This is a genomic window from Nocardioides sp. P4_G10, assembly GCF_056401175.1.
The window spans coordinates 40,741-62,241 of the sequence record NZ_JBFUJV010000027.1 but is presented as its reverse complement, the minus strand read 5'-3'; the positions used below and the strand labels follow the sequence as shown (position 1 = coordinate 62,241).

Sequence of the window (21,501 nt, the reverse complement as noted above, 5' to 3'; positions counted from 1 at the left end):
CCAGCTGGCGCGCGTCCTCGACGTCGGCGCGCAGGTGGTCGAGCGCGTCGTGCCCGCTGAACAGGACGGGCTCGGTGACGGTCGCCGGCCGCAGCCGGTCCCACAGCTCGGCGTCGTCGCCGCCCAGCAGCGACTGGTCGACGGCGGGCGCGCGGGCCAGCAGGCGCCTGGACAGGCGGAGGTCGTGGCACCGGGCCACCCGCACCCCCGCGGCCAGCAGCGGGGGACACCACCGTGCGGTGTCGTCCCAGACCCACCGCGGGTCGTCGGGCTCGCGCTCGCCCACGTAGCCAGGGAGGTCGGCGAGCGCCATCTCTCGGGTCGTGCCGTCCTCCGACACCAGCACGCGATCGCCCGGCAGCCGGGAGAGGCGGACGCGCGTCATGGGGACAGCCTCCACGACGGCACCGACGCCACCGATGCCGGCCGCCGACACCGCTGGTCCGGGTCAGTCCAGCTCGAGCACCTCCGACACCGGCCGTCGCGGCGTGCGGGACAGCGGGGGTCGTCCGGTCGATCGCCAGCCGACGCGGACCAGCAGGAGCGGGTGGGCCAGGCTGCCGAGGACCTCGGTCTGGAAGGCGGCCCGGGTCTCGGGCACCTCGATCACCTGACTCAGTGGCACCAGTGCGAGTCCGGCCGTCGTGGCGGCCAGCCACATCGCACCCAAGCCCTCGCCCGCACGCAGCCAGGCCGCCGGGTCGTCGTCGGTGTCGAAGAAGACGAGGAGCCCGTCGGAGGCCTCCAGGTCGAGGGCCGTCCGCTCCTCCCACGCGCCCGCGAACCGGTGCGGGTGGCCGCCGACGAGGTCCGACCCGCCGGGCAGGGCGTCCGCCGACAGCCCGTCGTCTCCGCTCCGGTGCTGCCAGGCCGCCTGCTCCGCACGCGCGGCAGGGTCCGTCCGCTGCAGCTGGTGCGCCCGTCGGACGAGCCGCTCGGCGATGAAGCGCTCCGACTCGTCGGTCAGGGCGACCGCCCGCGCGCCCCAGTGGTTGGCGATCCGCGCGAGGTGGGACTGCCTCTCCTCCGGCACCGGCCAGGCGGTGAAGCGACGCCGGTCGGTGCAGCGCCGGTCCAGGGCCGCGAGCGTCTCGTCGGCCGTGGCGGTGAGAGGTCCGGGGGACAGGTCGAGACGGGCCAGCAGGTCGGGGTGGTCCGGGTCGGGGTGGCGCACCACCAGGGTCTGCCACCCGAGCGCCCCTGCCGCGGCCTGGGCGTGGTGCAGGGCCGCACCGCAGCTGAGGGTGAGGTTGCGCGCGTCGGGATCGGTGTGCGGCAGCTGGCGAGCGTTGTCGGCGTACAGCTCGAGGGTGTGTGAGCCGCCCCGCCACCGCCACGGCTGGGTGTTGTGCACGCTGGGTGCGCGCGCGGCGATCTCCACGATCTCGTGCAGCGTGTCCACGGGGACGATGCGGGTGCTGGTCATGGCCGGCTCCTTGGCAGGTGTGGGTCCTGCTCCGAGCGTGCGCGCTCGCGGCGCGGGTCGGCAGAGCCGTTGGTCCCGGGCGGCCGGGTCGTCGGGCTCTGCCGGCCCGGCGCAGCGGCTCCTAACGTCGTCCCATGAGGACACCGCGCGACCCCACCGCCCTCGCGGCGCTCACCTTCCTGGGCGCCGTCGACACGGTCACGGGCAGCCGCTTCCTCGTGGAGGCCGGCGGCGTCCTGGTGCTCGTCGACGCCGGGCTCTACCAGGGTCTGGCGGTCCACCGGAGCCGCAACTGGGACCCCTTCCCGGTCGACCCGGCAGGCATCGACCACGTCGTGCTCACCCATGCCCACCTGGACCACACCGGCTACCTGCCGCGGCTGGTGAAGGACGGTTTCAGCGGACGGGTGACCTGCACCGACGAGACAGCCGACCTGGCGGCCATCGTCCTGCGGGACAGCGCCCACCTGCAGCAGGAGGACGCCCGCTACGCGAACTACGCCGGCTTCTCCCGGCACCGCCCCGCGCTCCCGCTGTACGACGACGCTGACGTCGAGCAGGCACTGAAGCTGATCGAGCCGGTGGACCTCGAGCACCCGCTGAGGCTGGGACCGGACGTCACCCTCACGCTGCGCTCGGCGGGACACATCCTCGGCTCCGCCACCGCCGCGCTGCGCCTGGGAGGGCAACGGGTGGCCTTCAGCGGCGACCTCGGACGTGCGCACCACCCGCTCCTGCGGCCCCCGGCCGACCCGCCCGAGGCAGACACGATCGTGGTCGAGTCGACGTACGGCGACCGGCGGCACCCACCACCGGACCCGCAGCTGCTGGCCGACGCAGTCAGCCGCACGGTGGCCCGGGGCGGGAGCGTGCTGGTCCCGGCCTTCGCCGTCGACCGCACCGAGCTGGTGCTCCTGGAGCTGCGGCGGCTGATGGAGCGCGGCGACATCCCCGACGTCCCGGTCTTCGTCGACAGCCCGATGGCCCTCGCCGCGCTGGACTGCTACCGACGGGCGGCCTCGCGCGGCGGTCCACAGCTCCGCCCCGAGGCGCGCGAGCTCCTCGCCGACCTCGACGGGCCGGACGTGCACGCCGTCCACGACGTCGAGGGGTCGATGCGGCTCAACAGGCCTCGCACCCCCAGCATCGTCATCTCCGCGTCGGGGATGGCCTCGGGCGGTCGGGTCGTGCACCACCTCGCCCACCAGCTGCCCGACCGGCGCAACTGCGTCGTGCTCACCGGCTACCAGGCCGAGGGCACGCGCGGTCGCCATCTCGCGGACGGTGCGCGCCAGGTGAAGATCCACGGGCACTACGTCCCGGTGCGGGCGGAGGTCGTCACGCTCACCGACTTCTCGGTCCACGCGGACGCGCACGAGACGATCGAGTGGCTCAGCCGGGCGCCCGTCCCCCCGCGCACGGTCTACGTCGTGCACGGCGAGCCCCGCTCCGCCTCGGCCCTCGCCCGGCGGGTCACGGAGGAGCTGGGCTGGACGGCCGTGGTGCCCAGGTACGGGGAACGGGTGCTGGTGGACTGAGAGAAGAGGAGGGACACCATGGACAGCAGGACCTCAGGAGCCGTCGTCGTCGGGGTCACGGGTCGGGGACGGGAGACGGCCGCGCTGCGCTTCGCCGCCGAGCACGCGCGGCGGGAAGGAGCACGCGTCGTGCTCGTGCACGTCGGACGGGTGTCGCTGCCGACCGTGCCCGGACTGGTGGTGACGCCCACGGAGGCGATCGACGTCGCCGAGCGCGTCGTGCGCGACGTCGCGGAGGAGCTCGAGGAGCTCGTCGGCGGCCCCGTCGCCCACCACGTCGTGGCGGTGACCGGGGTGCCCTCGCAGGTACTGGTCGAGCTCAGCCGCGACGCCCGGCTCGTCGTCGTCCAGCACCGCACATCGACCGCGCTCGAGCGTCTCTTCGTCGGGTCCACGACCAACGGCGCCGCGGCACGGTGTCACTGCCCGCTCGTGTCGGTGCCCGCCGGGTGGGAGCCCCCGCCGGGCGGTACGGCAGAGGTGGTGGTCGGTGTCCACGAGGCAGGTGTGCCGCGCCAGGTGCTCGAGGCGGCGTTCTCCTGGGCCGACCGGACCGGTGTGCCGCTCCGGGTGGTGCACGCGTGGCGCCTCGACGCCGCCTACGACGACATCATCACCCACCGGGTGGACGCCGAGTGGCGGGCGCAGCAGAAGCGGCTGCTCGCCGCCGCCGTCGCGGTCCACCGCGACTCCTGGCCCACCGTGCCCGTCGAGGTCGAGGTACGGCACCAGTGGCCGGCCGACGTGCTGGTCGACGACTCCAGGAACGCCTCCCTCGTGGTGATCGGGCGGCGAGGCGCCCGCGGCTGGATCCCGGAGCACCTCGGCTCCCTGGCGCGGACGGTCCTGCGGGCGTCGATGTGCCCGGTGATGGTCGTGCCGGTGGCCAGCGACTCCCAGCCCTCCGATGACTGGGAGCTCAGCGTCGACGAGGTCGCTCCCCAGACGTGAGCGCCGGCCGTCACCAGCCGGCGGTGGTCCCGACGGCGGTGAGGAGCTGCAGCCGCTCGTGGCTGGGGCTGCCGGGCGTCGCGGTGTGCACCAGCAGCGCGTGCGACTGGAACGGGTCGTGCAGGACCTGGCAGCTCAGCTCGAGGGTCCCGGCTGCGGGGTGGACGTAGCGCTTGACCTCCGCGGGCCGGATCCCGACCTCGTGCGCGGCCCACCAGTGCCGGAACTCCTCGCTCCGGCTCGACAGCAGGTCGGCCAGGTGCGCCGCGCGGGACTCGGGACCCCGGACGGCGAGCACGCCGCGCAGCCCGGCGGCGTACATCCGGGAGTAGTGCTCGTGGTCCTCCGGTGGGTGCAGGAGCCGGGAGGCCGGATCGGTGAACCAGCGGTAGCCGATGCTGCGGGACGGGCCGGTCCAGCGGGTGTTGTCGCCGACGAGTGCGGCGCTCAGCGGTGTCTGCCGCAGCGTCTCGCCGAGCTCCGTGACGATCTCGGCGGCCGTGTCGGCCAGCCGGTCGAAGATGCGCAGCATCCCGGGCCCCACGTGGTCGCCCGCAGCCTCGCGGACCGGCGGGTGGTGGCCGGCCAGCCGGAAGAGGTGGTCGCGCTCGTCGATGGACAGGTGCAGGCCCTGCGCGATCGAGGCGACCATCTGCTCCGAGGGCTGTGGGCCGCGCTCGCGCTCCAGCCGGGAGTAGAAGTCGGTGGACATGTGGCTGAGGACCGCGACCTCCTCTCGCCGGAGGCCGGGCGTACGCCGTCGCGCGCCGCGGGGCAGCCCGACGTCCTCCGGCTGCAGTGCCTCCCGACGGCGGCGCAGGAAGTCCGCGAGCCCGGCGCGATCGATCATGCGGCCATCCTGACCGGTCGGCCCAGCCGTATCCACGGATCACCAGGCCGTGGATGGGATCGGCGGGGGCGGGCAGCCTCGGGGCACACCGACCACGAGCCGAGGAGCACCCGTGCCACGCAGGCAGTACGACCTCACCCTTCCCGACCTCGACGGCAGCCGTGCTGTCGTGACCGGCGCCAGCGACGGGATGGGCCTGGGCATGGCCGCGTCCCTCGCCGGCGCCGGCGCCGAGGTGCTGATGCCGGTCCGCAACCGGACCAAGGGGGAGGCGGCGGTCGAACGGGTCCGCGAGCAGGTCCCGGGTGCCCGGGTCGTCCTCCACGACCTCGACCTGTCGTCGCTCGCGTCGGTCGCCGAGCTCGCCGAGCGCCTCGTCGCCGAGGCGGAGCCGATCCACCTGCTGATCAACAACGCCGGGGTGATGACGCCGCCCGACCGCCAGGTCACCGCCGACGGGTTCGAGCTGCAGCTGGGCACCAACCACCTCGGTCACTTCGCCCTCACCGGCCGCCTGCTTCCGCTGCTGCGGGCCGGCCGGGGCCGCGTCACGTCGCAGGTCAGCGTCGCCGCACGCCGCGGGTCGATCCACTGGGACGACCTCGGCTGGGAGCGGTCGTACGACAGCATGGCGGCCTACCGCCAGTCCAAGATCGCCTGCGGGCTCTTCGGGCTCGAGCTCGCGCGCCGCAGTGCTTCGGGCTGCTGGGGGGTGACCAGCAACCTCTCGCACCCGGGCGTCGCGCCGACCAGCCTGCTCGCAGCCCGTCCCGAGGTCGGGCGCAGCGAGGACACCTCGGGCGTCAAGGTGATCCGCTGGCTCTCCGCGCGTGGTCTCCTCGTCGGGACCGTCGACAGCGCCCGGCTGCCCGCCCTCATGGCGGCCACGACGGGCGAGGACGGCGGCTTCTACGGCCCCCAGTGGCCCGGCAAGGCCGGAGGCCCTCCCGGTCCCGAGCAGCTGTGGCCGCCGCTGCGACGACACGCGGACGCGGCCCGGCTCTGGGCGGTGTCGGAGGGGCTGACCGGTGTGACGTTCAGGTGAGGTCTGGATGATGGCGTCGTGCTGCACCGCCATCCCTTCCTCAGCCTGCTGACCCTGGTCTACCTGGGCTTCGTCGGCCTCGTGACGTTGACACCGGGCAACGAGCAGCCCGACTACGCCGGGCTGGCACGCCGCGTGCTGGCTCGCCTGGAGCGCTACCCCGACCTCGACCCGCTGACGAGCCGGCTGAGCGTCGAGCGCATCGAGTTCCTCGCCAACATCGGGCTGTTCGTCCCGCTCGGCATGTTCCTGCTGCTCCTCGTCGGCACGCGCCTGTGGCTGATCGCGCTCGCCGCCGGCATCGTGCTCACCTCCATGATCGAGGCCGTCCAGCGCGAGATCCCGGGCCGGGTGTCCGACCCCCGCGACGTCGTCGCCAACTCGATCGGCATGTTCCTCGGCATCGCCCTCGCCATCGTCCTGACGCTCCCGGCGACCCTGCGGCGGCGGCGGGAACGGGCGTAGGGAACCTGACGCCTGGGCTGGACCACCGGGTGCGAGCGGTGGCCACCGACGTGCGCCGGTGCCATCCTCGATGGAGGTGGCTGGAGGGGTCGCCTGTGTGCTGACCGCATTTCGGGACCGGTATGGCGACGGTGATCGGGAGATCCGACAGCGCCGAGAGGGCGCTCCTGCGCCGCGCCCTCGACGACCGCGGTTTCGCCGACGGCGCCGACCGCTACGGCGTGCAGCTGGTCGACGACCTCCCCCCGGTCCCGCACGAGTGGGCGGAGCCCGACGAGCGGGTGCTCGTCGTCTCGTGCGGGCGTCGACGCGACGACGGCGTGTGGGGCCTGCTCGCCCGCGGCGTCGAGGACGTCATCAGCTGGACCGGCGAGGAGACCGTCGGGATCGTCCTCGCCCGCCTCGAGCGGTGGCGCGAGGTCGACCGGCTGCTGTCGTCGCGGCTCGTGGCCCCGCTGGTCCAGGGCCGGTCCTCGGCCATGCGACGGCTCCTCGTCGACCTCGTCGAGCAGGCGGCGTACGGTTCCGGGCCGATCCTGCTGGTGGGGGAGACGGGCACCGGCAAGGAGCTGGCCGCGCGCCTGGTCCATGCCGTCGCCGAGGACTCGTCGTCCCTGGTGGTGGTGGACTGCACGACGATCGTCGCGTCACTGTCGGGCAGCGAGCTGTTCGGTCACGAGAAGGGCGCGTTCACCGGGGCCGATCGCGCCCGCGCGGGGGCATTCGCCGCAGCTGACGGCGGCACGCTCTTCCTCGACGAGATCGGCGAGCTCCCCCTCGCGCTGCAGGGCGAGCTGCTCAGGGTGCTGCAGGAAGGCACGTTCAAGCGGGTGGGCGGCGACACCTGGTCGCGGACACGGTTCCGGCTGGTCAGCGCGACCAACCGGGACCTCGAGAGCGAGCAGCGCGCCGGCCGGTTCCGCAGCGACCTCTACCACCGCATCGCCTCGGGCGTCGTGCACCTCCCGCCGCTGCGCGAACGTACCGAGGACCTCGAGGCGCTGTTCGAGCACTTCCTCGCCGAGGCGGCCGGCCGCCCGGTGGGGGTGGCGCCGAGCGTCCTCGCGCTCCTCCACGACCGCGACTACCCGGGCAACGTGCGCGAGCTGCGGCAGCTGGCGTACGCCGTCGCCGCCCGGCACGCCGGACCCGGGGTGGTCAGCCCGGGTGACGTGCCGCCGCGCTACCGGCCCGACGACCAGGCGCCCCCGCCCGTGGCGTCCTCGCGCCGGCTCCTGGACCGGGCCGTGCGCGCCGCGCTCGCCGAGGGCCTGACCCTGGCCGAGCTGAAGACGCTCGTCGGCGACGTCGCGGTCGACGCGGCGCTGGAGGAGAGCGACGGCAGCGCTCGGCGGGCCGCCGCGATGCTGGGCGTCACCGACCGGGCGGTCCAGCTGCGGCGCAAGGCGCCGCGGCCGCGCCCGCCATCGTCGTCGGAGTCGTAGCCGGTTTCAGTGGCCCTCGACCTGGGCTCCCGTCCGGCCCTCTGCCTCGGCCTCGAGCTCGGCTGCGAGCTCCCGGAGGAACTCCGCCATCTCCAGCAGCTCGTGCTCGATGTCTGCGCCGGTCTGGGACGCGCTCGTCTTGCTCGCCAGGGTCGCGCCGACCCGGGTGGCGTACCGCTGGCGGATCTGCCGTTCGAGGAGGTTGCCCAGGCTCGAGGAGCACTGCCAGAGGGGGATCGGCAGCACCGCTCGGGAGGACTCGACGACCCCGAGCGAGTACCAGGTGTCGATCCCGGCGCGACGCCTCCGGATCACGCCCGCGAGCTGGGTGGGATCCGCAGCCAGCACCTCGTACCTGGTGGGCTGCCCCGGCACCTGCCGGTAGGTGACGAGCTGCGGCGTGCGCCGGGTGATGCCGCGGCGGGTGCGCAGCTGCGCGATCCCGGCAGCGATGCCGCGGGTGTTGTGGGGCTTGATCTCACCGATGACGCCGGTCCGGGGGAACTTCGAGGCGTCGAAGGGCATCGGTCTGGTGTCCGACTTCCAACGATGGCTGGCTGTGGTCGTCATGACGGTTCTCCTTCGGGTTGGCGGGCCGCCCACACGTCGAGGACGGTCAGGGCGAGGAGCGCGGCTCCGTCGAGGACCGCGCGGTCCCCGGCGGCCGAGGCGGCGGCCTCGGTGAAGGCCCGCGAGTGGGGTACGACGTCACCGATCGCGAGCTTGGGGTGGGCCACGGGCACGACGTGGCTGACGTTGCCCAGGTCGGTGCTCCCCGCACGGACGAGGTCGCGCGGGTCGGCCGGACGGGGCGGCCGCCCCAGGACGTGCAGGTGTCGCTCCAGCGACGCCGCCAGCCGGCGGTCGGTGCGGAGCTCGCGGTAGACCGGCCCGTCCGGCACGACGCGTGCCATGCAGCCGGTCGCCAGGGCACCCGCACGAGCGCTTCGCTCGACCACGCTCGCGAGCCGGTCGAGCCCAGGCGTCGTGGTCGCGCGTGCCATCACCCGCAGCTCGGCAACCTCCGGCACCACGTTGGGCGCCGTGCCGCCACGGACCAGCACGGCCGTGACCTGGTCGGTGAGGTCCATGCCGGATCGCGCGGCGGCGATGGCCTGGTAGGCGAGCACCGCGGCGTCGAGGGCGTTGCGGCCGCGGGCGGGCGCCATCGCGGCATGGGCCGCGCGACCGTGGAAGCGGACCCTGGACGAGGCGGCGGCGCGGAACGACGCGCGGACCTGGTCGTGGGGCCCGGGGTGCGCGAGGAGCGCCGCTGACGCGCCGTCGAACGCGTGCCGCCGGAGCAGCTCGATCTTGCCGCCGCCACCCTCTTCCGCAGGGGTGCCGAGCGCCACCACCCGACCCCCCGCGCCGCCGGACAGTGGCGCCAGCACCGCTGCTGCTCCGGCCGCGGCGGCTGCCACCACGTTGTGCCCGCACCCGTGGCCCAGCCCCGGGAGGGCGTCGTACTCGCAGCACAGCACCACCAGCGGACCGCTGGTTCCGCCTGTCGCGCGGAACGCCGTCGGCAGGCCGTGGGCCGGCAGGTCGACGTCGAGCCCGGCCCGCGCGAGGAACTCGGCGAGGCGCCTGCTCGAGCGGTGCTCGGCCCAGGCAGGCTCGGGGTGGGCGTGGAGGTCGTGGGAGAGCGCCACGAGGGCCGGCGCAAGACGAGCGACGGCGTCGCGGACGTGGGCCGCCGCGGGCGCCACCACGCTCATGGCACGGCCCGCCGGGCTGCTAGGCGGCTTCGTCGACGGGCCCGGAACCGCCGCCGCGCGGGTGCGGTGAGACGCAGCACGTTGCCGGCGAGCACGTCGCCGAGGCCGGTGGCGTCGACCGGGAGCGCCCTGGCCTTCGCCAGCTCGACGCCGGGGTGGAGGAACGGGCCGTCGCTGCCGAAGAGCACCTTATGCGGACCGGCGCGACGCACGGCGTCCTCGAGCAGGTCGTAGTAGCGCACCCCCGAGGTGTCGGTGAACACGTTGGGCAGCCGGACCAGCTGGTCGACGAAGGCGCACTGCGCCTTCCAGTCGTCAGCGAAGGAGGACAGGTGGGGCACCACCCAGGCGACGTCGGGATAGGAGCGGGCGACCATCTCCACCGTGGCGTTGTCGCCGGCGGGGTCGTAGAGCACCGGCAGGCCCCAGCGGCGCGCGGCCTCGGCGAGCTCGCGGGTGACGCGGGCGTCGTGGGCGTGCACCTTGATCCCGCAGAAGCCCTGCTGCACCCCCAGGGCGACTCGTTCGGCAATGCGTCCCGACTCCGTCCGGGTGTTGACGAAGAGGTAGCCGAGGAAGCCCGGGCGGGCCGAGATGATGCGGGCGATCTCGGCGTTGGCGCGGGGGTAGTCCGAGGTGAGCGGCGCCATGATCACCGCACCGCGGATGCCGGCCGGCCGGGCCCGGCTCAGGTACACCGGCAGCGAGCCCTCGGTGTCCCACGGACCACGCATCCCGTCGCCCGTCCCGATGTGGACGTGGGCGTCGATGACCAACGGTGCGCTCATGCTGCCCTCCCCGACACGGCCACCCGCAGGGCCTGCTCGAGCCGGGCGATCTCCCGATCCGCATGGTCGGCGCGCAGGCAGATGCTGAGGGTGGGGCGATCGGTGCAGCGCCCGGTGGTCGCGAGGGACCGGACCCCCGCTCCCGTGAGGGCGCGCCGGACCTCGAGGGGGTCGCCCCGCCCGCCTTCGGTGGCCAGGAGCGGGAACGGGATGCCGAGCGGGCAGAGCTCCAGGTCCTCCAAGGTCCGACGCACCCGGACCACGTGCCGGGCCAGGCGGGAGCGTCGTACGTCGAGGGAGCCGTCGTCGAGCGCGCTGCGCAGGGCGGCGACGTCGGCCGTCGTCGGCGGGCCGGCGTGCACGCGGGTCGGGCCCTCCCTCCGGACCTGTGCGACGCGCTCGGCCGGTCCGCAGACGATCGCCAGCGGCGCGGACAGGCCCTTGGCGAGCGAGGCCACGGTGACGTGGCCCGACTCGACTCCGAGCCATGCGGCGGTGCCCCCACCTCCGTGCCCGAGGACCCACGCGGCGTCGTCCCTGGCCCCGAGGACGCCGGCGGCGAGGGTGTCGTCGACGACGAGCTCGCCGCCGCGCCGGCGGGCCAGCTCCGCGAGGGCGCGGAGCGGGGCGGGCCGCAGGCAGGAGCCGCAGACCCCGTCCGTGACCAGGACGACGCGGCGCCGTGCTGCATGACGCTGCGCATCACGCGCGTCGTGGTGCCGGTACGTCGCGACCGCCCCGCCTGCCGCAGAGGTCACGGCACCCGCGGCCCAGCGCGCGATCGGGTAGACGGCCTCGTCGAGCAGGACGGTCGTGTCGCGCGGCCGGGTGGCGAGGACGTCGATCAGGCCGTGCAGGCTGGTGCGGGCGAGCACCCCGTCGGCCGCCCCGAGCCGGTGGGCCAGCTTGTGGGCCAGCGGTGCGCCCGCCTCCCGGTCCTCCACCGCCGCCGGCCGCCCGGTCGTCAGCGCCGCCGACGTGCCGGACGGCCGGAGGCCGAGGAAGTGGGCCGAGGTGAAGTCGCCCTCAGGCACGGATCCGGGCGCCGGAGAGCCGGCGGGCCAGGAGCGTGGACGGCTTCTCGGCGTTGGGCTCCTCGGCCAGGTCGACCCCGGTCGCGGTGCGGTAGGCGGCGGCGTACTTCTGGATGCCGTTGCGGAACGCCTGCGCCCAGGTGGCCGCCTCCGTCCCGCCCACGACCGGGTCCGCCCAGTTGCCGAGCCGGATGGTGAGGACCAGCTGTTCGCCGATCTCTGCCAGGTCGTTGAAGTGCATGATGCTCGTGTCGGTCCAGCCCTGGATCGACTTCATGCTGTCGACCCGGTCCATCCACGCCTCGGGGTACGGCGTCATCGGGCGTCCGCCGAGGAACTCCCGCATCTGCGGCTCGGCGAGGATGCTCTGCATCACGATGAACTCGGCGCGCGCGGCGACCGCCATCTCGCCGTACTGGTTCTGCGTGCCCTGCGAGAGCACGATGTGGCAGTCCCGCAGCGCCCGGTAGAGCGGGAACGCATCAGCCTGGACCGTCAGGTCGTCAAGCTCCTTGAAGTAGCGGTGGGCGAGGAACAGCACCTGGTGGAAGGTCGCCACGAAGCCGTTGCGGCGCTCGACCACCGTGTGCGGCCGCGGCACGGCTCGCCCGATGAGCGAGAAGCCGTACTCGTACTCGTACTCGACGGCGCGACGTCGCACGGTGAGCCGGTGCAGCTCGTCCTCGGCGTATCCCCAGAGCCGGTTGCGCAGCGGCAGGAGGGGCGTGACGTCGAAGCGGGACAGCGGGTCGCGGCCGGGCAGGCGCCGGTTCTGGAAGCGGGCCAGGATGACGTTGAGGGTCTGCACGAGCATCCCCTCCTCCAGCCAGTAGTTCCAGATCAGCTCCACGGCCGGGAGGTAGGCGGTGCGCGCGTCGCGCGGCAGCTGGATGCCGGGGAACTGCGCCCTGGTCTCCGCGAGCTTGCCCTCGACGTAGCCGGCGGGCAGCAGGTCGTCGAAGGACGTGACCCTCGCCTGGGCGACGAAGTCGCGGGCGGCGTTGCGGAGGGCCTGGTAGGGCCGCCCACCGAACGCCGGCCAGGCGTTCGCGTCGTCGTAGTCCTCACCCGGCCCCCACTCGTCCTCGAGGAACGCGCGGAACGCGGCGTACGTGACCGGCGAACGGCGCTCGGCCGCGCCGGTCGCACCCTCACGCACCAGCGCGACGCGGAGCGGCTTGCCGATGTCCTCTCCGTCGCCGGTCGTCTGCTCCGAGACGCGCTGGTCGCTGACCGAGAAGGCGTCCTGGTCCAGCTCCGTCGCGCGCTCGATGTAGGCGAACCCGGTCTCGCCCGCTGCCGGCTTGCCGTCGTACAGCGCGAGGCGGTAGTCGCCCTCGTCCAGACTGGCGTCGGTGTCGTCACCCTCCTTCCACCGATCCAGGTGGTGGTCGTCCCACTCGCTCGCCGAGATGAGCGAGATGCTGTGCTCCGCGGCGGGCTTCCGTCCACCCGAGCGGGGCTTCCAGCCGACGGCGACGGTCTCCGTGCCGGTTTCCACCTCGCGAAGGACCGCCCAGGTGAAGGCGCTCGTGCCGGGCTCTAGGGCGACCTCGAAGAAGATCCCTTCCTCCGGGGTGAAGACCTGGCTGGTGGGCCGGATCGCGTTGTGCCTGTCCTTGGACATGCTGACTCCTTCTCATGAGGCGCGTGCGAGCACGCGTCGGGTGGTGGTGATCTGTTCGGCGGAGGCGAGGGTGCTGCGGAGCGCCCAGGCCCGGAGGAGGGTGCCGATGAGCTGGCTCTCGGCCTCGGGCGTGATGCGGCCTGCGGCACGGGCCTGACCGGCGACGGCGAAGACCAGGCTCGGTCGTTGCCGAGCCATGACGCCGATGTCGCCGCGCCACGACGTGTGCAGCTGCAGCAACCGGGTGGGGATCCGCTCGCCGGTGGGGAACGCCTCGCGGAGCGAGCGGCCGCCGAGGCTGGAGGAGCGGTGGGTGAGGAGCGCGCCGACGAAGGCAGGGATGCCGGCTTCCAGGGCCGCGAACTCCGCCTGGCGTGCCGGCGGCAGGGTGGCGACGGGGTTCAGCGACTTCCACGTGGCGCGCATGCTCGCCCACTGCGGGTGGGGGTACAGCGCCTCGCCCATGGCGCAGCTCAGCAGGACGCGGACGTACGGAATCGGGTGGGGGTCGTCACCCGAGGGTCGGAAGACGAAGAACCGGGGGAGGCTGACGACGGCGAGCAGCCCGAGCGTCGAGGAGATCCCCAGCGTCGCGACGGACCACAGGTCGGCGACGATCTCGGAGATCCATCGCTCCCAGCTGCGCCACACGGCCTGCTCCCTCGCGCCGGCCGGTCGACGCGCGGCGAGGTCCTTGCGGAGGCTCTCGACGAGACCGAGGAGGGCAGCGCCCTGGTGCCCGACCTCGTGGACGAGGGAGGAGGCGATGCCGTGGCCGACCATCCGCTCCCGGGGGATGCGGATGATCGCGGCCGGGCTGAGGTCGCCGCCGGGCATCTTGGTCCGCGCGCGCCGGATCGCGGCGCCCGGACCGCGGGCCAGGTAGCAGACCGCCGGGGGCGGGTCGGGCACGAGCGGGGTGATCCGGAGGGCGTCGTCGGCCAGCACGTCGAGCCCGGACAGCCACGTGCCCGTGCGCGCCTCGCTGCGCTGCGTGACCACCTCGGTGAACATGTCCAGCTGGCTCAGGATGGAGTTGAAGCGCATCCGGATCAGCACGAAGCGGTGCTGCTGCTCGGCGGGGGGCGCCTGCCGACCCGGCCCGCGCAGCCACGCCAGGTAGTCCTCCACCCGCCGCCGCAGCACGGTCCGGCCGGTGTGCAGGAACCGCTCGATGTCGAGGGCCGCCCGCGGCGGCAACGCGGCCGCGGGCACCATCGTCTCGTGCAGCGCCAACGGCCGGATCTGGTTGAGGCGCGCCAGCAGCCCGCGGGCCTCCATCTCCAGGAGGACCGCACCGCCGGGCAGCCTGGGCTCGGTCATGTCGACCTCAGGCCCCGACCAGCACGATCCGGTTGCCGCGCCGGTACCAGCGGCCCCCCGCCCCCCCGACCAGCTGGGCCTCGTGCGACTCGTGCGACTCGAACGCCTCGTGGCTCTCCATGGACGCGGAGCCGTCGTCGTCGAAGGGTTCGAAGCCTCCCGACCCGCCGGACGGGTCGCCCTGGCCGTGCTGGGCACCGCACGAGCAGGTGTGCGCCTGGCGGTAGCCCCCGGGCTCCCAGGCCGGGGCGTTCCACCCCGGAGCACGACGTGAGCGCCACTGGCTCCGACGGCCGTTGGTGGGGCGCAGCAGCGTCGGCGCGTAGCGGCGGGCCGAGGAGACGGCGGCGCTGCGGGCGACGGTGCGCGGCGGCACGCCGTACGGGGCGCGCATCGCCCTGCGGACGGTGCCGTTGGCCCAGCGCACGTAGCGGCGCGCAGCCTCCAGCTCGGCCTCGGCCTCGCCCATTGTCTCGCGCTCCTCGGCCTCGAGGAGCTTGGCGGCCATGCTGCCGAGCTTCCCGCCGAGGGCCGTGCCGATGCCGGGAGCGACGAAGGAGCCGAGGGCCGAGCCGACCATCGGGAGCGCGGTCTTGGCGACGCTGCGCAGGACCCCTCCGACGGCCCTGCCGACGCTGGACTTCATGAACGAGCCGGCCCCGCGCGCGACACCGCGCACGAGCTTGCCGAGGAACTCCTCGAGCTCGGCCTCGTTGGTGATCTCGAGCAGCTCCTGGGCGAGCTCGAGCTCCAGACCCTCGTGCAGCTCGCCGGAGAGCTCGTGGGACTCGAAGGTCTCGGGCTGCTCCCACTCGTAGGACTCGTGCAGCTCGGGCTGCTCCCACTCGTAGGACTCGTGCAGCTCGGGCTGCTCCCACTCGAACGATTCATGGACACTCATCGGTTGACTCCTTCGGTGACGGGACGGTGCGGTGCGGTGCTCGTGGCGTTCATGCGCCGTAGATGACGATGCGTCGGCCCTGGCGCACCCAGCGCCCGGACGTACGGCGGCCCGCCAGGTCGCCGCGAGCGACGACCGGGACCAGGCCGGGGAGGTGGCGACCGGCCGCCGTGACGACGGCCTGGGTCGCGGCCTGCGACGGGGGCAGTGTCCGGTTGCGCGCGGCAATGCGGGCGGCGTCCTGCGCGGTGCGCACGAACGCGCGCGCGACCTCGAACTCGCGGTCCTCCTGCGACATGGCCTCGAGCTCGAACCGGCTGCCGAGCCACCGCCCGGCGGCGGTCCCGAGCTGGCTGCCGGTGCCGCCGCCGAGCGCCGAGCCGACGATGCCGCCCACCTGGGGCAGGACCTGGCGGGCGGCGTTCTTCAGGACCCCACCGAGCGCCTGGCCCGCGGCCGAGCCGGCGAAGCTGCGCGCCGCCGATGTGGCCGAGCGCACGAGGCTGCCGAGGAAGTCCTCGAGCTCCTCCTCGCCGCTCACCTCGAGCAGCCGACCGGCCATCTCCATCTCCATGGCCTCGGCCTCGTGGCCCGCCTCGAAGGACTCGTACTCCTGGGCGGCCTCGTGCTCCTGGGCTGCTTCGTAGGTCTCGTAACCGGTCTCGCCGGTCTCGCCGGTCTCGCCGCTGAGCTCGAACATGGCGCGGTCGATGTCGTGCATGGGGGGTCCCCTCTCGGTCGGTGGCTCTGCCCCTCTCCATGCAAGTTCCGTGCCACCGCCCGCAAGCGCACGCCGGTCGTGGCGGCGCGAACCGGCGTTCGCCCGAGGCAGGGCGGGGTCAGCGCGCGGGCGAAGCCGGGTTCGCCGAGAGCGAGCGATACTTCGCGACCGTCCGTCGCGCGATCGTCGTGCCCTCGCGGCTCAGCACGGCGGCCACCTCCCGGTCGGTGGCGCCGGGGTGCGCCGCCAGAGCGGCCGCCACCCGGACGCGGTTCGACTCCACGGAGCCGAAGAACCCGGACAGGGGCACGAGTCGGCCGTCCGGGCAGCGGGCGAGCTTGCCGCTGACCACGCGACCGACCGTCGAGGGGTGGACCGAGAGGGCCACCGCCACCTCGTGGCGTCGCAGGGGGAGGTGGCGGGACGGGCCGTGGAGGATGAAGTCGTGCTGGCGGAGGGCGAGCTGGTCGGCCACCCGCTGGAGCATGTGTCCCCGGGCCGAGACCGCGGCCAGCAGTCGTGAGGCGGCCGCCCGGTGGGGCGCCAGCCAGGCACGGGCGTCCGGTGAGCCCGGGAGCAGGTCGGGAACCATGCCGAGCCCGGCCGAGGCCGCGTCGGCGACGTGGGCGACCACCGGGCCGTCCGCGTCGGGGTGCGTGAAGACGACGTCGGTGGCCGCGCTCCTGGTCGGGCCACCCGGCAGCGCGACGTACGGCGTCGTGTCCGCGCGCAGCACGTCGACGGCGGCGCGGACCTCCGACTCGTGCACCCCGACAGCGGCGGCGACCTCGAGGTAGCGCTCCTCGGCCACCTCCGGCAGCCAGTGATCGGCGACCTCGCACACGAGCGCCGATGCGCGTCCGTCCTCGACCAGGGCGGCCGCCTGCACGCGCACGCAGTCGACCGGGGACGCCGCAGCGATGCCGGGTGGGCCGGCCGTGCGGACTCCCACCAGCACCGCAGCGAGCGTCTCCGGGTCGAGATCGGGCGCGACGGGGAGCAGGCCGTGGTCGTCGAGGGCGGCGACCACGAGCTCGAGGGCGGGCCGCAGCCCGGTCGGCAGCTCCGCGGCTGCGTCGCCGAGCAGCTCGGTCCGCCAGTCCGGAGCGGCGACGGGCTCGACCTGCCAGCGGGCGGTGGCGCAGGCCGGGCACCGATCGCCCGCCGTCGCGAGCCCGCACGTCGGGCAGGCCCGCCACGGGACGCGCTCCAGCAGCGGGTTGTCGACGACTGCCCGGTCGATGGTCGCGTCGAGCTCCACGGCGCTCGCCGGCAGGAGCGAGAGGTAGGACAGCAGTCGCAACCCCGGCCGCGCCTCCAGCCGGGGGGTCAACCCCATCGACGGGCTGGGCCGCTCCACCCCCGCACGCTAGCGCCCCCGCGCGGCCCCGTCAGTCTCCTCGGCCCAGTCGCGGGCGGCAGCGACCAGTCCCGCCATCAGCCCGATCTCGACGCGGGTCTCCGGGTGCCACTGGACGGCCAGGCGCCAGCGGTCGCCGGCCGATTCCATCGCCTCCAGGGTCCCGTCGGCCGCCCGCGCCACCGCGGTGAAGCCGGGGTGCGTGGCCACCGACTGGTGGTGGTGGCAGCTGACCTCGACGCTGGCGCCGACGAGCGCGGCCAGCCGCGATCCCGACTCGGTCGCCACGTCGATCGAGCCGTAGGCGTCCCCGCCGGGCGAGTGCGTCTCGTGACCGACCAGGTCCGGCGTGTGCTGGTCGAGCGACCCGCCCGCGTGGACGGCCATGAGCTGCATGCCGCGGCAGATCCCCAGCACCGGCAGCCCCGCCTCCTCGGCGGCGTCCAGCAGCGCCAGCTCCCAGGCGTCGCGGTCCGGTCGCCAGCCCGCCGTGCGGGCGTGCGGCTGCGCGCCGTAGCGGTCCGGGTCGACGTCCGCGCCGCCCGCGACGACGAGCGCGTCGATCCGCGACACCACCCGGGCCGCGGCACCCGGCGTGGCAACGGGAGGGAGCAGCAGGGGCACGCCGCCCGCGGCCTCGACCGAGGCGGCGTACTCCGTGGGCAGCAGGTCGGCGCGGGCGTTCCACACGCCCCACGCCGCGACCTCGCGGTAGGTCGTCAGCCCGACGACCGGAGCCCCACCCACCTCGGGCCTCAGACCGGGGTGACGTAGGCGCCCGAGATGCCGCCGTCGACGAGGAAGGTGTTCGCGGTCATGAAGCTCGACTCGTCGGAGGCGAGGAACAGCACCGCGTTGGCCATCTCCTCCGGCTCGCCGAAGCGCCCCATCGGCACGTGCACCAGCCGCCGGGCGGCCCGCTCGGCGTCGCTGGCGAAGAGCTCCTTGAGCAGCGGGGTGTTGACCGGGCCGGGGCAGAGGGCGTTGACGCGCACGCCCTCGCGAGCGAACTGCACGCCGAGCTCGCGCGACATCGACAGGACGCCGCCCTTGGAGGCGGAGTAGGAGATCTGCGACGTCGCGGCGCCCATGACCGCCACGAAGGACGCGGTGTTGATGATGGAGCCGCGCTTCTGCTCGAGCATGTAGGGCAGCGCGGCCTTGCAGCACAGGTAGACGCTGGTGAGGTTGACCTCCTGCACCTTGCGCCACGCGTCGAGGTCCGTGTCGAGGATCGAGTCGTCCTCCGGCGGCGAGATGCCGGCGTTGTTGAAGGCGATGTCGACCGAGCCGTAGGTGTCCTTGGCCGTCCTGAAGAGCGCGTCGACCTCGTCCTTGGAGGTCACGTCGACGTGGACGTACGTCACCGCGTCGGGGCCGCCGAGCTCAGCGGCCAGCGCTGCGCCGGCGGCGTCGTCGATGTCGCCGATGACGACCCGGGCGCCCTCCTCGACGAAGCGTCGTACGGTCGCCAGACCGATGCCGCTGCAGCCACCGGTGACGACGGCCGTGCGGCCCTCGATGCGTCCTGCCATGGGGTGTTCCTTGCCTTTCAGGGGGGATCTCGGTGGATCAGTGGGCGATGAAGACGTTCTTCTCCTCGGTGAACGCGTTCGGCGCGTCGGGGCCGAGCTCGCGGCCGAGGCCGGACTGCTTGTAGCCGCCGAACGGCGTCCAGTAGCGCACGGCGGAGTGGCTGTTGACCGAGAGGTTGCCGGCCTCGACGCGCCGGGCGACCCGCAGGGCCCGGCCGACGTCGGAGGTGAAGATCGAGCCGGACAGGCCGTACTCGGTGTCGTTGGCCAGGGCGATCGCCTCCTCCTCGTCGTCGAAGGCCATCACGGCCACGACCGGGCCGAAGACCTCCTCGCGCCACACCGCCTCGGTGGTGTCGCTCGACTCCACGACGGTCGGCGGCAGCCACCACCCCGGCCCGTCGGGGACGCTGCCGGTGAACGCGACGGTGGCACCGTCGAGGTAGGCCTGCACGGAGTCGCGCTGGCCGGCGGAGACCATCGGGCCCATCTCGCTCTGCTCGTCGGCGGGGTCGATCACCCGCAGCGCCTTGACGGCGGTCTCGAGCCGACCGACGAACTCGTCGTACGCCGATCGCTGCACGAGGATCCGCGAGCGCGCGCAGCAGTCCTGACCGGCGTTGTCGAACACGGCGTACGGCGCGCTGGCCGCGGCCGCCGCGACGTCGGTGTCGGCGAAGACGATGTTCGCGCTCTTGCCGCCGAGCTCGAGGGTCACCCGCTTCACCTGGTCGGCGCAGCCGGCCATGATCCGCTTGCCGACCGTGGTGGACCCGGTGAAGCAGACCTTTCGGACGAGCGGGTGGGTGACGAACCGCTCGCCGACGACCGATCCCTTGCCCGGGACGACGTTGAGGACACCCTCGGGCAGGCCGGCCTCGACGGCCAGCTCCCCGATGCGGATCGCCGTGAGGGGGGTCAGCTCCGCCGGCTTGAGGACGACTGTGTTGCCGGCGGCGAGCGCGGGCGCGAACCCCCACGCCGCGATGGGCATCGGGAAGTTCCAGGGCACGATGATGCCCACCACGCCGAGCGGCTCGTGGAACGTCACGTCCGTGCCGCCGGGCACCGGGATCTGCCGCCCGAAGAGCCGCTCCGGGGCGGCGGAGTAGTAGTTGAGGCAGTCGCGGACGTTGCCTGCCTCCCACCGCGCGTTGCCGATCGTGTGCCCGGCGTTGAGCACCTCGAGCTGCGCCAGCTCCTCGAGGTGCTCGTCGACGAGGGCCGCGAACGCCCGCAGGAGCCGCGCGCGCTCGCCGGGGGCCACGTCGCGCCACGCCGGGAACGCGTCGTGCGCCCGGGCGATGACGGCGTCGGCCTCCTCGAGGGTCGCGGAGGCGGGGGAGACGTCGAGCTCCACTCCGGTGCTCGGGTTGATCAGGGTGGACATCAGAGCCTCTCGAATCCGCGCATGAGTTCCCAGTCGGTGACGGCGGCGTTGTAGGCGGCCAGCTCGACGTCGGCCATGTTGGCGTAGTGGTCGACGACCTCGTCGCCCAGGGCRGCCCGGGCGACGTCGGAGGTGTGGAACGCCTCACGCGCCGCCGCCAGCGTGCCGGGCACCCGGGGCTTGTCCGAGGCGTACGCGTTGCCCGTCAGCTCCGGCTCGAGCTCGAGCTCCTCCTCGATGCCGTGCAGCCCGCCGGCGATCATCGCGGCCAGCGCGAGGTAGGGGTTGGCATCGGCGCCGGGGATGCGGTTCTCCATCCGCGCGCCGGGACCCGACCCGACCAGGCGCACGGCGCACGTGCGGTTGTCCAGGCCCCAGCCGATCGTGGTCGGCGCGAACGAGCCGTCGGCGAAGCGCTTGTAGGAGTTGATGTTGGGCGCGAACAGGAGCGTGAAGTCGGCGACCGTCGCCAGCACGCCGGCGATGAAGCTGTCGTAGAGCGGCGTACGTCGTCGGCTCGCGTCGTCCCAGAACACCAGCTCGCCGTCCGCGCCGCGCAGCGACAGGTGGATGTGGCAGGAGCTGCCCTCGCGCTCGTTGGGCTTGGCCATGAACGTCACGGACCTGCCGTGCTGGGCGGCGATCTCCTTGGCGGCGTTCTTGTAGACGGCGTGGTTGTCGGCCGTGGTCAGCGCGTCGGCGTACAGGAACCCGACCTCGTGCTGGCCGAAGTTGCACTCGCCCTTCGCGCCCTCGACGTCGAGACCCGCGGCGTACATGTGGTTGCGGATGTCGCGCAGCAGCGGTTCGACGCGGGTGGTGCCCAGGATCGAGTAGTCGACGTTGTACTGGTTGGCGGGCGTCAGGTCGCGGTAGCGCTTGCGGTGGGCCTCCTCATAGGAGTCGTCGTAGATCACCAGCTCCAGCTCGGTGCCGGCGAGTGCCGCGAAACCCCGCTCGGCGAGGCGTGCGAGCTGCGCCTTGAGGATCGCGCGGGGGCTCGCGAGGACCGGGCGGTGGTCGGTCCACTCGAGGTCGCACTGGACCATGGCAGTGGCGGGCAGCCACGGCAGCAACCGGATGGTCTGCTCGTCCATGACGAACTCCATGTCGCCGTAGCCCTGCTCCCACGACGTCATCGCGTAGCCGGCGACGGTGTTCATGTCGACGTCGACGGCGAGGAGGTAGTTGCAGCCCTCCGTGCCGTGCCCGACCACGTGGTCGAGGAAGTAGCGGCCGTGCAGCCGCTTGCCCTGCAGACGGCCCTGCATGTCGGTGAACGCGAGGACCACGGTGTCGACGTCGCCTGCGTCGATGCGCTGGCGGAGCCCCTCCATGGTGAGGTGCCGGTCGTTGCGTGTGCTCACGTCGTCTCCTTGCT

The 21,501-nt window shown here is 73.7% G+C and carries 21 protein-coding genes; 5 read left to right on the top strand and 16 right to left on the bottom strand.

The features are described from left to right. Both AC1DP1_RS20910 and AC1DP1_RS20905 read right to left on the bottom strand, forming a co-directional pair. A partial coding sequence (locus AC1DP1_RS20910; protein WP_477508478.1) for a hypothetical protein occupies window positions 1-385 on the bottom strand: 385 nt, incomplete at its 3' end. 63 nt (window positions 386-448) lie between these two features. After that, complete coding sequence (locus AC1DP1_RS20905) at window positions 449-1,426, bottom strand: Acg family FMN-binding oxidoreductase (RefSeq protein ID WP_477508477.1); 978 nt, start codon at window positions 1,424-1,426, stop codon at window positions 449-451. 134 nt (window positions 1,427-1,560) lie between these two features. On the opposite strand from AC1DP1_RS20905, the gene AC1DP1_RS20900 reads away from it, so the two are divergent. Together AC1DP1_RS20900 and AC1DP1_RS20895 are read left to right on the top strand one after the other, a co-directional pair. Next, on the top strand, window positions 1,561-2,964 hold the full coding sequence (locus tag AC1DP1_RS20900) for an MBL fold metallo-hydrolase RNA specificity domain-containing protein (protein ID WP_477508476.1): 1,404 nt from the start codon (window positions 1,561-1,563) through the stop codon (window positions 2,962-2,964). A gap of 18 nt (window positions 2,965-2,982) precedes the next feature. Then, window positions 2,983-3,915: a universal stress protein gene (locus tag AC1DP1_RS20895; protein WP_477508475.1), complete on the top strand. Its 933-nt coding sequence runs from the start codon at window positions 2,983-2,985 to the stop codon at window positions 3,913-3,915. A gap of 10 nt (window positions 3,916-3,925) precedes the next feature. Here AC1DP1_RS20895 and AC1DP1_RS20890 read toward each other — a convergent pair whose 3' ends face one another. Next, entirely contained in the window at window positions 3,926-4,765 is an 840-nt protein-coding gene (locus AC1DP1_RS20890; RefSeq protein ID WP_477508474.1) for a helix-turn-helix transcriptional regulator, read from the bottom strand. A 112-nt stretch (window positions 4,766-4,877) separates the two neighbouring features. Here AC1DP1_RS20890 and AC1DP1_RS20885 point away from each other — a divergent pair, with 112 nt between their 5' ends. From AC1DP1_RS20885 to AC1DP1_RS20875, 3 genes are all read left to right on the top strand, one after another. Next, entirely contained in the window at window positions 4,878-5,810 is a 933-nt protein-coding gene (locus AC1DP1_RS20885) for an SDR family oxidoreductase (protein ID WP_477508473.1), read from the top strand. An 18-nt stretch (window positions 5,811-5,828) separates the two neighbouring features. After that, complete coding sequence (locus tag AC1DP1_RS20880; protein WP_477508472.1) at window positions 5,829-6,275, top strand: VanZ family protein; 447 nt, start codon at window positions 5,829-5,831, stop codon at window positions 6,273-6,275. Between the two features lie 131 nt (window positions 6,276-6,406). Beyond that, window positions 6,407-7,720 (top strand): sigma 54-interacting transcriptional regulator, encoded by a 1,314-nt coding sequence (locus AC1DP1_RS20875; protein WP_477508471.1) that lies wholly within the window; start codon window positions 6,407-6,409, stop codon window positions 7,718-7,720. Window positions 7,721-7,726: 6 nt separating this feature from the next. On the opposite strand, the gene AC1DP1_RS20870 is transcribed toward AC1DP1_RS20875, so the two are convergent. The 13 genes from AC1DP1_RS20870 to AC1DP1_RS20810 all read right to left on the bottom strand — a co-directional run bounded on the left by AC1DP1_RS20870 (window position 7,727) and on the right by AC1DP1_RS20810 (window position 21,487). After that, on the bottom strand, window positions 7,727-8,290 hold the full coding sequence (locus AC1DP1_RS20870) for a hypothetical protein (RefSeq protein WP_477508470.1): 564 nt from the start codon (window positions 8,288-8,290) through the stop codon (window positions 7,727-7,729). Continuing rightward, on the bottom strand, window positions 8,287-9,441 hold the full coding sequence (locus AC1DP1_RS20865; RefSeq protein WP_477508469.1) for an amidohydrolase: 1,155 nt from the start codon (window positions 9,439-9,441) through the stop codon (window positions 8,287-8,289). The genes AC1DP1_RS20870 and AC1DP1_RS20865 overlap by 4 nt, the downstream gene beginning before the upstream one ends. Next, on the bottom strand, window positions 9,438-10,229 hold the full coding sequence (locus tag AC1DP1_RS20860) for an amidohydrolase family protein (protein ID WP_477508468.1): 792 nt from the start codon (window positions 10,227-10,229) through the stop codon (window positions 9,438-9,440). The genes AC1DP1_RS20865 and AC1DP1_RS20860 overlap by 4 nt, the downstream gene beginning before the upstream one ends. After that, window positions 10,226-11,263 carry an aminotransferase class I/II-fold pyridoxal phosphate-dependent enzyme gene (locus tag AC1DP1_RS20855; protein ID WP_477508467.1) on the bottom strand — a complete coding sequence of 346 codons (1,038 nt, stop codon included), beginning with the start codon at window positions 11,261-11,263 and terminating at the stop codon, window positions 10,226-10,228. Before AC1DP1_RS20855 ends, AC1DP1_RS20860 begins: the two co-directional genes overlap by 4 nt. Then, window positions 11,256-12,890 (bottom strand): hypothetical protein, encoded by a 1,635-nt coding sequence (locus AC1DP1_RS20850; protein WP_477508466.1) that lies wholly within the window; start codon window positions 12,888-12,890, stop codon window positions 11,256-11,258. Before AC1DP1_RS20850 ends, AC1DP1_RS20855 begins: the two co-directional genes overlap by 8 nt. 12 nt (window positions 12,891-12,902) lie before the next feature. Beyond that, window positions 12,903-14,213 carry a hypothetical protein gene (locus tag AC1DP1_RS20845; protein WP_477508465.1) on the bottom strand — a complete coding sequence of 437 codons (1,311 nt, stop codon included), beginning with the start codon at window positions 14,211-14,213 and terminating at the stop codon, window positions 12,903-12,905. A gap of 7 nt (window positions 14,214-14,220) precedes the next feature. Continuing rightward, on the bottom strand, window positions 14,221-15,114 hold the full coding sequence (locus tag AC1DP1_RS20840) for a hypothetical protein (RefSeq protein ID WP_477508464.1): 894 nt from the start codon (window positions 15,112-15,114) through the stop codon (window positions 14,221-14,223). 49 nt (window positions 15,115-15,163) lie between these two features. Then, window positions 15,164-15,835 carry a hypothetical protein gene (locus AC1DP1_RS20835; protein WP_477508463.1) on the bottom strand — a complete coding sequence of 224 codons (672 nt, stop codon included), beginning with the start codon at window positions 15,833-15,835 and terminating at the stop codon, window positions 15,164-15,166. Between the two features lie 118 nt (window positions 15,836-15,953). Continuing rightward, window positions 15,954-17,195 carry an RNA polymerase factor sigma-54 gene (locus tag AC1DP1_RS20830; protein WP_477508462.1) on the bottom strand — a complete coding sequence of 414 codons (1,242 nt, stop codon included), beginning with the start codon at window positions 17,193-17,195 and terminating at the stop codon, window positions 15,954-15,956. A gap of 9 nt (window positions 17,196-17,204) precedes the next feature. Next, window positions 17,205-17,942 carry a gamma-glutamyl-gamma-aminobutyrate hydrolase family protein gene (locus AC1DP1_RS20825; protein ID WP_477508461.1) on the bottom strand — a complete coding sequence of 246 codons (738 nt, stop codon included), beginning with the start codon at window positions 17,940-17,942 and terminating at the stop codon, window positions 17,205-17,207. An 8-nt stretch (window positions 17,943-17,950) separates the two neighbouring features. Further along, the gene (locus tag AC1DP1_RS20820; RefSeq protein ID WP_477508460.1) at window positions 17,951-18,730 is read right to left on the bottom strand and encodes a 3-oxoacyl-ACP reductase; all 780 of its coding nucleotides are present in this window, start codon (window positions 18,728-18,730) and stop codon (window positions 17,951-17,953) included. Window positions 18,731-18,767: 37 nt separating this feature from the next. Further along, entirely contained in the window at window positions 18,768-20,120 is a 1,353-nt protein-coding gene (locus AC1DP1_RS20815; protein WP_477508459.1) for an aldehyde dehydrogenase family protein, read from the bottom strand. After that, window positions 20,120-21,487 carry a glutamine synthetase family protein gene (locus AC1DP1_RS20810; RefSeq protein ID WP_477508458.1) on the bottom strand — a complete coding sequence of 456 codons (1,368 nt, stop codon included), beginning with the start codon at window positions 21,485-21,487 and terminating at the stop codon, window positions 20,120-20,122. The genes AC1DP1_RS20815 and AC1DP1_RS20810 overlap by 1 nt, the downstream gene beginning before the upstream one ends. Window positions 21,488-21,501: the final 14 nt, after the last annotated feature.

Excerpts from the sequence above, each read along its gene's own strand:
- AC1DP1_RS20840 (WP_477508464.1), bottom strand. The coding sequence starts at position 15,114 with ATGAGTGTCCATGAATCGTTCGAGTGGGAGCAGCCCGAGCTGCACGAG.
- AC1DP1_RS20890 (WP_477508474.1), bottom strand. The coding sequence starts at position 4,765 with ATGATCGATCGCGCCGGGCTCGCGGACTTCCTGCGCCGCCGTCGGGAG.
- AC1DP1_RS20850 (WP_477508466.1), bottom strand. The coding sequence starts at position 12,890 with ATGTCCAAGGACAGGCACAACGCGATCCGGCCCACCAGCCAGGTCTTC.
- AC1DP1_RS20815 (WP_477508459.1), bottom strand. The coding sequence starts at position 20,120 with ATGTCCACCCTGATCAACCCGAGCACCGGAGTGGAGCTCGACGTCTCC.
- AC1DP1_RS20900 (WP_477508476.1), top strand. The coding sequence starts at position 1,561 with ATGAGGACACCGCGCGACCCCACCGCCCTCGCGGCGCTCACCTTCCTG.
- AC1DP1_RS20895 (WP_477508475.1), top strand. The coding sequence starts at position 2,983 with ATGGACAGCAGGACCTCAGGAGCCGTCGTCGTCGGGGTCACGGGTCGG.
- AC1DP1_RS20845 (WP_477508465.1), bottom strand. The coding sequence starts at position 14,213 with ATGACCGAGCCCAGGCTGCCCGGCGGTGCGGTCCTCCTGGAGATGGAG.
- AC1DP1_RS20820 (WP_477508460.1), bottom strand. The coding sequence starts at position 18,730 with ATGGCAGGACGCATCGAGGGCCGCACGGCCGTCGTCACCGGTGGCTGC.
- AC1DP1_RS20835 (WP_477508463.1), bottom strand. The coding sequence starts at position 15,835 with ATGCACGACATCGACCGCGCCATGTTCGAGCTCAGCGGCGAGACCGGC.
- AC1DP1_RS20905 (WP_477508477.1), bottom strand. The coding sequence starts at position 1,426 with ATGACCAGCACCCGCATCGTCCCCGTGGACACGCTGCACGAGATCGTG.
- AC1DP1_RS20865 (WP_477508469.1), bottom strand. The coding sequence starts at position 9,441 with ATGAGCGTGGTGGCGCCCGCGGCGGCCCACGTCCGCGACGCCGTCGCT.
- AC1DP1_RS20870 (WP_477508470.1), bottom strand. The coding sequence starts at position 8,290 with ATGACGACCACAGCCAGCCATCGTTGGAAGTCGGACACCAGACCGATG.
- AC1DP1_RS20860 (WP_477508468.1), bottom strand. The coding sequence starts at position 10,229 with ATGAGCGCACCGTTGGTCATCGACGCCCACGTCCACATCGGGACGGGC.